A 13,382-nucleotide genomic window follows, 5' to 3' on the forward strand; every position below is an offset into this window, starting at 1 on the left:
AGGAGAAAGAAGTGGGAGAAAAAAATGAAAATTATCGCTTGTTACAGAGTTTTAGAGCTGGGGCAGAAAAAGTAATCCTTCAGAAAGAAGAGCTGAATAAAATAAATGTTTTCCCTGTGGCAGATGGAGATACAGGTAGTAATCTTGCCTCACTAATGCAAGCTATTATTGACAATGTGCCGATGAAAAATTATCCTATGGATATTCTTTTAGATGAGATATCAGCAGCTGCACTTATTGGTGCTCGAGGAAATTCAGGAATCATTTTTGCCCAATATTTAAGTGCTGTGGCTGAGAACTACCAGAAAGCAGAAACGAATTTTGAAAGTTTTGTGGAAGCTTTAGAACAAGCTGTAAACAAAGCTTATAGTTCGTTAATAGATCCTAAGGAAGGGACTATTTTAACAGTAATGCGTGCCTGGTCTATTACACTGGAAAAAAATTATAGATTGAATCACTCCTTTGAAGAGGCCTTGTTAGAAGCAAAAGCAGAAGCACAAGAAGCACTAAATGCTACGCAATTTCAAATGTCTTTGTTACGGAAAAATAAGTTGGTAGATGCAGGGGCGAAAGGTTTTTATTATTTTATCCTTGGTTTTACAGACTTTTACTGTGGTAGAGTTTTAAAAGTTGGGGATGAAGAGGCAGATGACGGTCTAGAGAGGGTTAAAGAACTTTCGGTAAATCATATCATAGCTGAAGCACCGCGTTACAGATACTGTTCCGAATTTATCATCAAAGCACCCCAAATCTCTGAACTTCAATTACGAGAAGTACTGCAAGAAAAGGGCGATTCAATGGTTACTGCAGGAAATGCTAAACAGTTAAAAATCCATATGCACACTAATGAGCCTCAAAAGGTCTTGGCAAAGCTAGAAAAATACGGACAAATTATCTACCAAAAAGTAGACGATATGCGCCTACAGTACGAAATTTCTCAACAAATGTTAGCTCCAATAGCGATTGTTACAGATTCTATTGCTGATTTACCTCAAGAATTTGTGCTTGCACATCAAGTGCATGTTTTACCTGTAAATGTCACTGTGGGAGACCAAAATTTTCTAGACAAGTTGACAATTAATGCACAACTCATCAAAGAAAAAGCAGATGAAAATCTTAAGATGGGTACTTCACAGCCAAGCATTCAAACGATTGATGCGCTTTTCTCTTTTTTGGAAGGTAAGTATGAACATGTGCTTGTTATCACGGTAGCGTCACAACTTAGTGGCACATATCAGTTGATTGAGCAACGTATCAAAGAAAAAAATTATTCGAAAAACTGGATTCATCTCATTGATTCACGATTAAACTCTGTTGCTCAAGGTTTACTTGTACAACGGGCAGCCCAACTTGCGGAGAGGAAAGTTCCTATCCGACAGCTTGTGCAAGAAATCCAGCAGCTACGTGAAAGAATCTTCATCTATGTGGCAGTAGCTGACTTATCTCCGATGATACAGTCAGGAAGAATTCCTCAGTCTTTGGGAGCAATAGCTCAAAAACTCTCACTTCATCCAATAATTAGTCTAGACAAAACGGGCAATGGGAAACTCATCGGTGCTTCCTTAAGTCAGAAGCAAAGTATGAAAAAAATACTCAAAAAAATCCAATCCTTAGCAAAAAGTGGACAGATTGAAGATATTGCTCTGACTCATGTCTTGGCCCAAGGTGATATAGAAGATTGGCAGAAAATATTAAAAGAAAAAACAGGCAATGATTATAAGGTGATTGAGAGTTCATCTGCCATTGCTATCTCTGCGGGAGCGGGAAGTATCGCTGTCGCTGGAATTACAAAGGAGCAGTTATGATTTATGGAATAGTTTTAGGGGTTTTGCTTGTTTATTTTATTTGCTGGTTTAAAGTAGCAGACCAGAAGAAAAACTACGGATTAATCGATATAGCATGGGGCGGAGGTTTTGTTTTAACAGCGTGTTTAAGCTATTTCTTCAATACTCAAATAACCATGCAAAATAGAGCAATTTTGGTTTTGGTTGGGCTTTGGGGTGTGAGGTTATTCGTTCATTTAGCCCGACGCAATTGGAACAAACCCGAAGATTATCGCTATACAAACATGCGCCGCAGATGGGGGAGTCACGCGCCAAAACTAAAGGCTTTTTTCTCCGTCTTTATGGTTCAGTACCTTTTACTTTTTATTATTGCGCTGCCAATCATGCAAAGCAATCACCGCCCGGAAAGTCAAATTTTCTGGTGGCAAATTCTTGGAGTAGTGGTTTGGCTGATAGGTTTTGTTTTTGAAGTAATAGGTGATTGGCAACTGGAACAGTTTAAGAAGCATAAAGAAAACAAAGGAAAATTACTGACCAGCGGCTTGTGGTCAGTGACACGACATCCGAATTATTTTGGAGAAGCTGCATGTTGGTGGGGCATCTTCTTGATCGCTTTTACAGACATTTCTGATCTTTGGTTGATCGTGAGTCCACTTTTAATCACTGGTTTACTCTTATTTGTTTCTGGAGTCCCATTACTTGAAAGGAAATACAAAGCGCGCAAAGATTTTCAAGCATATGCACAAGTCACCCCTAAATTTTTCCCTTTCATCGGCAAGAAAGGACTGTAAAAAATCCCAAGATAAATTTCTTGGGATTTTTATGTCACGCCTCAGTTAACGTTCAAGGATAAACTCAGAGTTAACAGAGGTCTGTTTATTTGCTTTTGAAACAGCCTGCTCAAAAGCCATCCGCCCGACTTGACGGCAATGGTTGTCAATGGTGGGTAATTTGAGCAATTGTCCAGCGAGCAAACGTTCTTGTCCTACAATAATCGGTTTAGGAAGTCCTTGCTCTTCAAACCAACGCCAGACATTGGCCGCAATTTCGTCGGAATTAGCAAAAATTCCGTCAAATTGTGTCAATTGTGGAGCAAAGCGATAAGCATCCTCAGATGAGATAAGGCCTGATTTGATCTGCTCTGGTCTTGCTTCAAGTTGGTAAACATCCTTGTAAGCCTGTAGAGTAGTTGAGATTGTTGGACTTTTACCTCTGGATAAGAGAAAGCCAATATTTGAACAGTGTTGCTCCTTGAGCCATTCAAAGGCTTCACGATAAGCAGGGATTCGATTTGCATAGGTTGCTGGAATCCCTGAATTTTCAGGTTTGTAGCAGAGCACGATAGGACCATATTTCTGATATTTAAGAATCGTCTCTTCAGGCACTTGACGTGAAGTGAAAATGATGGCTTCAAAGGCCTTTTTACGTAATTTTTCTAGATATTCAATTTCTAAATCCTGATTATAGTTTGAGGGGAGAATAATAATTTTATATCCTGTTTCAAAGCTTTTCTCAAGGATTCCTTCTAAAATTTTGCTGAAAAAGGGTGACTTGATGTAAGGAAGTACAACACCGATATTATGTGTAGCTCCATATGCCAATTCTTGAGCAATCGCATTTGTCGCATAGTCTAATTCGGCAGCAGTTTTCAAGATTTCTTCACGCGTGTGTTGAGAGGCATAGCCATTACCAGAAAGCACACGAGAAACGGTGGCTTTGGAGTATCCAGTAAGTTTGGCAATATCAGAAAGAGATGTCATAAGGTTACCTGTTCGTTGATTTCACGAATAGCTGAGAGCGCCTCAGTTACACCGTGATCTGTATTTTTAGCTACCACTATTTTAACATGGGCTTTCACTTCTTCGCTAGCATTATCTACTGCGATAGGAAGACCGGCAACCTTCAAGAGCGGAATATCGTTATGTCCATCACCGATTGCAGCAATTTCCTCAAAGTTAATTTCCTTTTCTTCCAAAATAGCTTCCGCAGCATCAGCCTTAGTTTTTTCAGCAGATGTAATCTCTAAAGTATGTACTGTGGAACGAGTCACATGGATATCAGGAATATCCAGCTCTTTTAAAGCTTGTTCAATTTGTAGCATTTCTTCAGGGTTGAAAGACATCAGCATAATTTTGTAGATTTCAGATTGTCCGTCAAATGCTTTAATACGTGGTTCAGCTCCAGTAAGGGCTTTTTGGAAGAAAACTCCCTTGTCCTGTTTCTTAATGTACCAATGTGCCAAGCTGTACCAGCTGAGGCTTACATTTGGAAAGTTTGAAGAGAAGTAATCCAAAAGAGCGGAAACAATATCAGCCGGTAAGGTGTGCTTTTCAATCACTTGAATCCCAAAATCATTTTGAGTAAAAGTTAGATTTCCGTTGAAAGCGATCTGTGGTGTCTTTAGCTGAAGTTTATTCAATATAGGGCCCATCTCAATCGGGCTTCGTGCGGAAACAAGGCTAACGGGGATATCACTCAGGCAGACTGACCAGCGATTTGTATCAGAAAGGCTGCCACGTGTATCGAGAAGTGTCCCATCCATGTCTGTAAAAATGTGTTTAATCATCGTTAAATCTCCTTTATGTTTTTTTTGATGCTTTCATTGTAATTTATGAAACGCGTTCCATGTCAAGCGATATGCTTTTCCGATTTGGAAGATAAATTGAGGAGAAAAACTGGAATTTCATAAATTTTCACATAATTCTGTATAAATTCTTGCAATTTAAAATATTTTTACGTATAATAAGTTTTAAATTCATAAAGGAGAAAATCACATGAGCAAAACACTTCCATTGACAGTCTATTTCTTTTGGCGCAGATAAGTTGTGTTTATGCTTGGCATAGATACAACTTTTGAGTATTCTCAAAAAGTATCTGTGCCCGTGATAAAAAGCCGGGTAAATTACCCGGCTTTTTCTTTTTGAATTTAACCGCTCTTTAGTTTTTGTTAAACCATTAAAGTTAATCTATCGTGATCCAAGCAGGGCTTTACCTTTTTTATAAAAAACTAAAGAAGCAAAAAAAATAGAAATGAGGGATTTTACTTGGAAAATTCTAATCAAGAACTGAAGTCTTCAATGAAGACGAGACATGTGATTATGCTATCACTTGGTGGCGCCATTGGAGCGGGCTTATTTGCTGGTTCCAGTAACGCCATCCAAGCCGCTGGTCCAGCGGTAATGATTGCTTATCTTTTAGCTGGCGTAATTTTATATGTCGTGATGCATGGTGTTGGCCAAATAATCATTCATCAAAAAGAGAACACTGTTGGTTTAGCAGGGCTCATCTCCCCTTATGTGGGAAAAAGATTTGCCCACTTTACAGACTGGGTTTATTGGTCCTTATGGATGGCTGTTATGGTAGCAGAATCAGCAGCCATTGCTCAATTTTTAGGAGTTTGGCTCCCCCAAATTCCATCGTGGATTTTTGTACTTATAGTAGCTATTATTACCTTGGGGCTAAACCTTTATTCAGTACGTGTCTTTGCAGAAACAGAGTATTGGCTGGCTTGGACAAAAATTATTGTCATTCTTATTTTGATTGTTGTGGGACTTTATTTAGTCGCTACTCAAGTTTTCCATCTCGGCCTTAGTGACGGCCTTGGAAGAATGAATACTTATGGCGGATTTATGCCTAATGGCATGCAGGGAGTGTTTAATTCCATGCTTATCGTTCTTTATTCTTATGGTGGATCAGAACTTATCGCCTTGACGGTTGCAGAAGTAGAAAATCCTAAGAAAGCTATACCAAGAGCGATTCGAGGAGTTATTATCCGTATTTTCTCTTTCTATGTTATTCCAATGTTTATCTTTGTGGAGCTCTACTCATGGAAGTTTTTGAGTACAACAAAAGAAAGCCCGTTTGTCTTAATTTTTGAAAAACTTGGGATTCCAGGGGCAGCTTTGATTGTTAACTTTGTTATTATTTTAGCTCTCTTTTCTGTTATTAACTCGGCTATTTATGCCACATCACGTTCGGTTTATTCACGGGCCAAAGATGCAAAGGGTCCAATCGGACAAACGCTAGGTAGACTCTCGAAGAAACAAATCCCTGTCGCAGCAATCATCTTTTGCTCAGGCATGCTCTTTATCGGAGCTATTCTCTCCTTTATTTTTGGCGATAATCTTTTTGTCTATCTTGCAGGATCAATCTCTTATACGATTCTTATTGTATGGATGATGCTCTTGATTGCGGCGATTATTTTCTATTTTAAAACAGGACTTGGTGGTTGGTTTGTCAAGACGGTTTCCATCCTTACTTTAATTGTACTGCTTATTGTGGGCTACAATGTTGTGATTTCAAATCCGTGGGGAATTTCTGTATTTGCCTTAGTCGTCTGCCTTCTTAGCCTTTTAAGCTATCGTAAAAAAGAAGAGTAAATAAATGAAACAATAAACTGTCAAGTATTTTTCTTGACAGTATTTTTTTGTTTTGATAAACTTATCTTAATAATAAAAGCGAGGTAAGGTCTATTGAAATTATAAGTCATGAAAATTGAAAAAACGTTAAAAGCGGTTCTGCAAGAAAGACCGCAGATGTTTTTTCGCATTCATGATTTATAGAAATAGACTTTCAAAAATAAAGACCTTTTTGGGCTTATTTTGAACTCCTTTTCTCTATTTTTGTGGATGCGAAAATAGAGAAAAGGAGTTTTTATTTTGAATAAAAAACAGAAAGAGATGCAAGCTCGATTAGAGAAAATTAAAGCAGCACAGAAAAAAATACCTGTTCAAACAGGTAAGAAAATACAGGCAAAAGGCCTTAAACATGCAACAAAAGCCCACACAAGTTCGCAGCATTATACGATAGGTTTTAGCTAAAAATGAGAACAGTGTGGTTTAAAAAGCATATAAGCTTTTAGAATAGGAGAAAAATGTCGAACATTAAAATAAATCATTTAACATTTGGCTATACCGATCAGCTTATTTTTGATAATGTAAGTATTAATATTGATGATCAATGGAAGCTGGGATTAGTTGGCCGTAACGGGAGGGGGAAAACTACACTTTTAAAAATCCTTCTCGGAGAAGTGGAAGCACACATTGACATAAAGACAAATAAGAGCTTTGTTTATTTTCCTCAGACGATTAATGATAAAGAGCAGTTGACCTTATTTGTCTTGCAGGAATTAGCTGACTTTGAGCAGTGGAAACTAGAACGTGAATTAACATTAATGGGGGTTGACTTAGACACTTTATGGCGTCCTTTCAATAGTCTTTCTGGTGGAGAGCAGACAAAGATGCTGCTAGCAGTTCTATTCTTGGATGAGCACAATTATCCGCTCATAGATGAACCAACCAACCATCTTGACAAGGCATCACGTGAGAAAATTGCTGCCTATTTGGCAGAAAAGAAAGGCTATATTTTAATCTCACATGATCGTCAATTTCTTAATAAAACAACGGATCATACAATGGCGATAGAACGTGCGGATTTACTAGTGTATGCAGGTAATTTTGCTGTCTACGAGGAGGAAAAACGTTTGCGCGATCTAACGGAAAAGGCGCAAGACGATAAACTCAAGAAAGAAATCGGTAGATTGAAGCAAACAGCGCGTGAAAAAGAAGCGTGGTCACGCAATTTAGAAGCAACAAAATCCCGTAAGAAGCGAGGATTTGATTCAGAAACCAAACGTGTTGATAAAGGTTTTATTGGACGAAAAGCAGCAAATATGATGCAAAAGTCTAAAAATCTCGAAAAGCGCATGAAAGAGGATATCGCTGACAAGGAACTACTTCTAAAAAATTGGGAAGAAGTACCTGGCTTGGAAATGAGTGTCTTAGAGAGCCATCAAAAACGCTTACTGACAGTGGATAATTTAACGGCTGGCTTTGAAGTCTTTCTTTTTGAACCTGTGTCTTTTACACTTGAGCAAGGCCAAGTAATTGCCCTAACAGGAGAAAACGGTCGAGGAAAGTCTTCATTAATGAAAGTCCTCACTGGAGACTTTAATGGACGTTATGCTGGTTCATTTGAGTTGGCTCATAACTTGGTCATTTCCGAAGTAAGGCAGCTTGCAGATAACAAAGGTTTCCTAAATGAATTTGCTAAAGAAGAAAACTTAGAATTAGAACTTTTCCTTAACAATTTGCGCAAGTTAGGCGTAGAGCGCAAAGTTTTTGAGCAAAAAATCGAAAATATGAGTCAAGGACAGCAGCGTAAAGTCGAACTCGCTCGCGCCTTAAGTCAGCCAGCGCACATTTATCTTTGGGATGAGCCGCTCAACTATCTTGATGTTTTTAATCAAGAGCAAATCATTCAAATGATAAAGAACAGCAAGCCCAGCATGCTCGTCATTGAGCACGATCAGTATTTTGTTGATCAAGTAGCAGATATCCAAATCGAACTCGTAAAAAGCAGCGTTTAGCACACTGCTTTTTTATTTGAAAAAATTTAGAGATTTCTTGACATGTTCCTTTTATTCCTGTATACTAAAGAAGTCGAAAGAATGAAAGCGTTTTACGTGCGCGTTATTTTAAAGACACTGCTCTCTATCCAAGAGCAAACTTTCCTATAAAATGTTTACAAAAGTAAGAACGTCCGTTGGTGAAGCGGGCGTTTTTACTTTTTTTGAATAAAAACTCTACGAAAAGCATTATTACCTAAAATAAAAGCGAAACAGTCCTTAATTTGCTATAATTAGATAAGAATAATTTTAGAAAAAGGAGTTTTATTTTGGGGATTCTTGCCATTGTTGAACTATCTATTTTTGTCCTAAACTTCTTTTTATCATTGACCATTATTTTTCGCGAGCGAAAAAGCACCTCAACAACATGGGCTTGGCTCTTTGTGGTCAATCTTCTACCTGTCTTTGGCTTTATTTTATATATCTTAGTTGGTCGTGGCATTGCACACTATCGCATTTTTAAGGTGCAGCGTGCCTTTCGTGTGGGATTTGAAGAGCAATTGAAACGTACTTGGAGAGTGTATAACGAAGAGGGATTTATAAAAAAAATAACGAGAAATCATGGTATCACACAGCTGATTCATATGCTTTTTGTTGAAGAAAAAGCCGTTATTTCAGCAAATACCGGAGTGAAAATCTTTACAGATGGTCGTGCAAAGTTTGATGCACTACTTGATGATATTCATAATGCCCGACATCACATCCATTTAGAGTATTACATTTTTCGGATGGATCATCTGGGAAGGGAACTTACGAATGCTCTTACTGCAGCTGTAAAACGTGGTGTTGAAGTGAAAGTACTCATTGATGCTTGGGGAAGCAATAAGACAAAAATGCGTGAGTTTGATGAATTGACGAAAGCTGGTGGAGAAGTGTCCTATTTCTTTCCACTGATTTTATCCCTCATCAACCCGCGAACAAATTATCGCCTACACCGTAAGATTGTCGTTATCGATGGTCAAATTGGTTACACAGGTGGTTTCAATGTGGGAGACGAATATGCAACAGAAACGGCTAAATTTGGCTACTGGCGAGATACCCATCTCCGTTTAACAGGCGATGTTGTGTACTCGTTGCAGAATCGCTTTATTATGGATTGGAACAGTCAGCATAAGTTTGAAATATCAGAAGCAGAAGAGTACTTCCCAGCAGCCTTAGAAGAAGATCGGATCATTACACAGTTTGTGACCTCTGGTCCAGACGAAGTCAAAGCGCAAATAAAAATGACCTATATGAAGATGATAAACAGTGCAGAACGTGAAATCATTATTCAAACACCCTATTACGTGCCCGATGATGCCCTGCACGAATCTTTAAAATTAGCCCTTTTATCTGGGGTGGAAGTTCGGCTCATGATTCCTAACAAACCGGATCATCCATTGGTTTATTGGGCGACCTATTATTATGCAGCTGACTTGCTTAAGATGGGAGCAAAGGTTTATACTTATGAGAAGGGCTTTGTACATTCTAAAACGCTCATTATCGATGGGGAGTATGCATCTGTAGGATCAGCAAACTTCGACAATCGAAGTCTCCAACTTTGTTTTGAGGGAAATATGGTCCTTTACGATTATGATATTTCGCAAAAATTACGGGAAGACTTTAAGAAAGACCTTGAAGTCAGCAAGCGATTGACCATGGAGATATATGAAGAGCGAAGCACAAGCATTCGCTTCAAAGAAGGGCTTGCAAGGCTCATTAGTCCAATGCTTTAAACAAAAAATGATCCTATTTATACTTTAATAAGAAAGAGGAGAAAAACATGGATAACAAACTGAATATTGTCATTATTACCGGGATGTCAGGTGCAGGTAAAACTGTAGCCATTCAATCTTTTGAAGATATGGGCTACTTTGCCGTTGACAATATGCCACCTAACTTAATTGAAAAATTTGTTGAGCTTCTCAATACACCCGACAGTAAAATAAACAAAGTTGCAATGGTTGTTGACATGCGCTCACGTATCTTCTTTGACCGTTTACGTGGTATCGTTGCAGAACTCTCAAATCTACCAGAAGTGAATTTTAAACTTTTATTCCTTGATGCAAGTGATGTTGAATTGGTTGCACGATATAAAGAAACACGTCGCTCACATCCGCTCGCTATTGATGGACGTGTATTGGATGGGATTACGCAAGAGCGCGAAATTCTCTCGGATTTGAAGTCCTTGGCTGAAGTTGTAATCGATACAAGTGAGCTCACACCACGTAATTTGCGGGCTCGTATTCTTGAGCGCTTTTCAGAAACAAAAGAAGCTCCATTTCGTATCGAAGTTGTTTCCTTTGGCTTTAAGTACGGTTTGCCTATGGATGCAGACTTAGTCTTTGATGTGCGTTTTCTACCAAATCCACACTACATTCCAGAGCTTCGTGATAAAACAGGGCAAGATAAAGAAGTCTTCAACTATGTCATGAATCAAGAAGCTTCTGAAGCATTTTATAAAAATTTAATGAACATGCTCTTGCCGATTATTCCTGCTTACCAAAAAGAAGGAAAATCTGTATTGACAATTGCTTTTGGCTGTACAGGTGGGCAACACCGATCTGTCGCATTTGCTGAACGCGTATCCAAAGCACTTCTTAAAGAAGACTGGCATTTAAATACTAGCCACAGAGATAAGGATAGACGGAAAGAAACGGTTAATCGATCATGAGCAAATCAAAAGTAGTAGTTATAGGAGGCGGGACTGGAATTCCCGTCATTTTGAAGTCTTTGCGACAAGAAAATATTGATCTTTCCGCAATTGTAACAGTAGCAGATGATGGTGGATCTTCAGGTCGCCTGCGTTCAGCAATTAATATTGCTCCGCCAGGAGACTTGCGTAATGTTCTTATTGCCATGAGCGACATGCCCAAATTTTATGCAGATATTCTGCAATATCGTTTTGATGCAAGCGATGGAGAACTTGCTGGCCATCCTTTAGGTAACTTGATTATCGCTGCGATTGGTGAGATGCAAGGTTCAACTTATCAAGCAGTACAAACTTTAGCACGATTTTTCCACGTGCGTGGCAATGTTTATCCTTCCAGTGATGTGGCACTGACCTTGCATGCTGTTTTTAATGATGGGCACGAAGTTGAAGGTGAAAGTAAAATTGCTGATTATGATGGCTTGATTCATCATGTTTATTTGACGGAGACAAACACAGGCCAGAGCCCACGCGCCTCTAAAAAGGTGGTGCAATCTATAATGGAAGCAGATACGATCGTTTTAGGGCCTGGCTCCCTCTTTACTTCAATCTTACCAAATATAGTCATCCCAGAAATTGGTGAAGCCTTACTTAAAACAAAAGCTCGTATCATTTATGTCTGCAATATCATGACACAACGCGGGGAAACTGAGCACTTTAGTGATGCAGATCATGTGCGTGTTATCCATGAACATTTAGGCACTCGTGTGATTGATACCGTACTTGTAAATAGTGCGGAAGTGCCAGAAGAGTATATGAATTCAAATGAATTCGATGAGTATTTGGTCCAAGTTGTTCATGACTTTAAAGCACTCAAAGATGAAGAAGTTAACATTATTTCAAATGATTTCTTACAGTTGGTTAATGGAGGAGCCTTCCATAATGGTGATGCCATTGCTTCAGAAATCATGGGTATCAGTGCACGTTGTGAGAGAAAAAAAGAATGAGTTTTACGAGTGAAATAAAAAAAGAGCTCACGAGTCAAAAAGCAAGTCGAGGAACTTTACTCGCTTTAATACGCATGAATGGATCTCTGGGTATTTCTGGAGGTTTGACCTTGTCTTTGTCTACTGAAAATGCAGCTACCGCAAAGTATATCTATCAGATGCTCCTTGAAATTTATCAAATACGTGCTGAAATTCGGGTGCATCAGAAAACAACACTTTCCAAAAATAGAGTGTACACCGTTTTTATTGAAGATAAAGTTAATGAGTTGCTCAATGAACTGCAACTGTCGGATTCGCTGATGTTTTTGGATTCGGGTATTCCTGAGTCAGTGAAGTATGACCAACAAGCACAAGAAGATTATATGCGGGGGGCTTTTTTATCAAGTGGTTCGATGCATAATCCAGAAAAAGGCGATTATCAGTTGTCTATTTCTAGTGTGTATCAGGAACATGCTGAAGACTTAAAAGATATTTTTAATAATTTCGGATTTGATGCGCGTGTCATTGCGCGGAAGAATCGCTATATCCTTTATTTATCTAAAGCAGAGGAAATCATGGACTTTTTGACCTTAATTGGAGCGATGAAGGCACGTTTAAAATTTGAAGATGCAAAAATAATGCGTGAAATGCGTGGCTTGGCAAACCGTCAATCCAACTTTGAATCGGCAAATATAAACAAATCAGTGTCGGCAGCACAAGATGTAATATCGGCAGTTAAATATTTGGCAGAGAAGAAAGAGCTGGAAAATTTGCCGCCTGCACTTACAGAGGTTGCTCATGCTCGGATTGCTCACCCTGAAGCGACCATCAAAGAATTAGGGCAACTTTTGGATCCACCGTTGGGTAAATCAGGTGTGAATCACCGGTTACGAAAATTGACATCCTTAGCTGAAGAAATAAAAAAAAGCGGAAATTAATCCGCTTTTTTTAGTGCATTTAAAAACATTTCAGTAAGAATCTCAGGGCGCTTCAGTGCCCTTTCCAAAGGGATTGTTTTCATTCCTTCACTCATAATATCGATAAAAAGAATCAGATCCTCATCCGTGTAATCAGGAGAAATTTGTCCTTCTGCACGCCCTTTTTGAAAGAGTTTTTGATAAACAAGATGTTGAATATGTCGCATATCTGTATCAAAGAAGTTAGGATCAGTAGCGTATTGATTCATCATGTTTTGCAAAAAAATATCCGTCATCATATGGATCTGTTTTATTTTAAAACGCGAAACCTGGCGAAAAGTCTCACGAAAATTTTCCTTCGTGTTTACCAAGTGTTGAATTTCCTCAATCATAAAATTAAGTGCATTTCGTATAACGATATTCATCAAGTTATTTTTATTCTTGTAATATTTAAAAATTGTGACCTTAGAGACCTGTGCCAGTTGAGCAATTTCATCCATAGAAATATCTGAAATTAAGCGTTCTCGTAGTAGGTTAGAAGTCACTTCAAGAATGGCTTTTTTCTTTTTTTCTGTTTGATTCATTTTCTCGCCTCCACAAAAGAATACTTTATATGTATTATATCTTTTCGTTTGTACTCTTTCAACTAAAATAGTACAA

At 38.5% G+C, this 13,382-nt stretch carries 12 protein-coding genes; 9 read left to right on the plus strand and 3 right to left on the minus strand.

Annotation, left to right across the window (positions count from 1 at the left end; translation table 11 throughout):
• Positions 1-11 precede the first annotated feature (11 nt).
• Positions 12-1,805 (plus strand): DAK2 domain-containing protein, encoded by a 1,794-nt coding sequence (locus tag P3G65_RS04925; RefSeq protein ID WP_019291885.1) that lies wholly within the window; start codon positions 12-14, stop codon positions 1,803-1,805.
• Positions 1,802-2,575, plus strand: a complete 774-nt coding sequence (locus P3G65_RS04930; RefSeq protein WP_019291884.1) for a DUF1295 domain-containing protein — start codon at positions 1,802-1,804, stop codon at positions 2,573-2,575. The genes P3G65_RS04925 and P3G65_RS04930 overlap by 4 nt, the downstream gene beginning before the upstream one ends.
• Before the next feature lie 45 nt (positions 2,576-2,620).
• On the opposite strand, the gene P3G65_RS04935 is transcribed toward P3G65_RS04930, so the two are convergent.
• Both P3G65_RS04935 and P3G65_RS04940 read right to left on the minus strand, forming a co-directional pair.
• On the minus strand, positions 2,621-3,544 hold the full coding sequence (locus tag P3G65_RS04935; RefSeq protein ID WP_017369743.1) for a LacI family DNA-binding transcriptional regulator: 924 nt from the start codon (positions 3,542-3,544) through the stop codon (positions 2,621-2,623).
• On the minus strand, positions 3,541-4,350 hold the full coding sequence (locus P3G65_RS04940) for a Cof-type HAD-IIB family hydrolase (RefSeq protein WP_019335346.1): 810 nt from the start codon (positions 4,348-4,350) through the stop codon (positions 3,541-3,543). The genes P3G65_RS04935 and P3G65_RS04940 overlap by 4 nt, the downstream gene beginning before the upstream one ends.
• 478 nt (positions 4,351-4,828) lie before the next feature.
• On the opposite strand from P3G65_RS04940, the gene P3G65_RS04945 reads away from it, so the two are divergent.
• The 7 genes from P3G65_RS04945 to whiA all read left to right on the plus strand — a co-directional run bounded on the left by P3G65_RS04945 (position 4,829) and on the right by whiA (position 12,743).
• Positions 4,829-6,163: an amino acid permease gene (locus P3G65_RS04945; RefSeq protein WP_019291882.1), complete on the plus strand. Its 1,335-nt coding sequence runs from the start codon at positions 4,829-4,831 to the stop codon at positions 6,161-6,163.
• A 279-nt stretch (positions 6,164-6,442) separates the two neighbouring features.
• Positions 6,443-6,604, plus strand: a complete 162-nt coding sequence (locus P3G65_RS04950; RefSeq protein WP_019291881.1) for a hypothetical protein — start codon at positions 6,443-6,445, stop codon at positions 6,602-6,604.
• A 53-nt stretch (positions 6,605-6,657) separates the two neighbouring features.
• Positions 6,658-8,151 (plus strand): ABC-F type ribosomal protection protein Lsa(D), encoded by a 1,494-nt coding sequence (gene lsa(D), locus P3G65_RS04955; RefSeq protein ID WP_284071348.1) that lies wholly within the window; start codon positions 6,658-6,660, stop codon positions 8,149-8,151.
• Positions 8,152-8,459: 308 nt separating this feature from the next.
• Positions 8,460-9,905, plus strand: coding sequence for a cardiolipin synthase (cls, locus tag P3G65_RS04960; protein WP_019291879.1), 1,446 nt, complete (start codon positions 8,460-8,462; stop codon positions 9,903-9,905).
• 47 nt (positions 9,906-9,952) lie between these two features.
• Positions 9,953-10,843, plus strand: a complete 891-nt coding sequence (rapZ, locus tag P3G65_RS04965) for an RNase adapter RapZ (protein WP_019291878.1) — start codon at positions 9,953-9,955, stop codon at positions 10,841-10,843.
• Positions 10,840-11,826, plus strand: a complete 987-nt coding sequence (gene yvcK, locus P3G65_RS04970) for a YvcK family protein (protein WP_019291877.1) — start codon at positions 10,840-10,842, stop codon at positions 11,824-11,826. Before rapZ ends, yvcK begins: the two co-directional genes overlap by 4 nt.
• Positions 11,823-12,743, plus strand: a complete 921-nt coding sequence (gene whiA, locus P3G65_RS04975; RefSeq protein ID WP_019291876.1) for a DNA-binding protein WhiA — start codon at positions 11,823-11,825, stop codon at positions 12,741-12,743. The genes yvcK and whiA overlap by 4 nt, the downstream gene beginning before the upstream one ends.
• Here the strand turns inward: whiA and P3G65_RS04980 are convergent.
• On the minus strand, positions 12,740-13,306 hold the full coding sequence (locus tag P3G65_RS04980; protein WP_019291875.1) for a TetR/AcrR family transcriptional regulator: 567 nt from the start codon (positions 13,304-13,306) through the stop codon (positions 12,740-12,742). The two genes, whiA and P3G65_RS04980, sit on opposite strands and share 4 nt — an antisense overlap.
• Positions 13,307-13,382: the final 76 nt, after the last annotated feature.

Source organism: Lactococcus sp. bn62 (genome assembly GCF_029492705.2).
Taxonomy (GTDB): Bacteria; Bacillota; Bacilli; order Lactobacillales; family Streptococcaceae; genus Lactococcus; species Lactococcus petauri.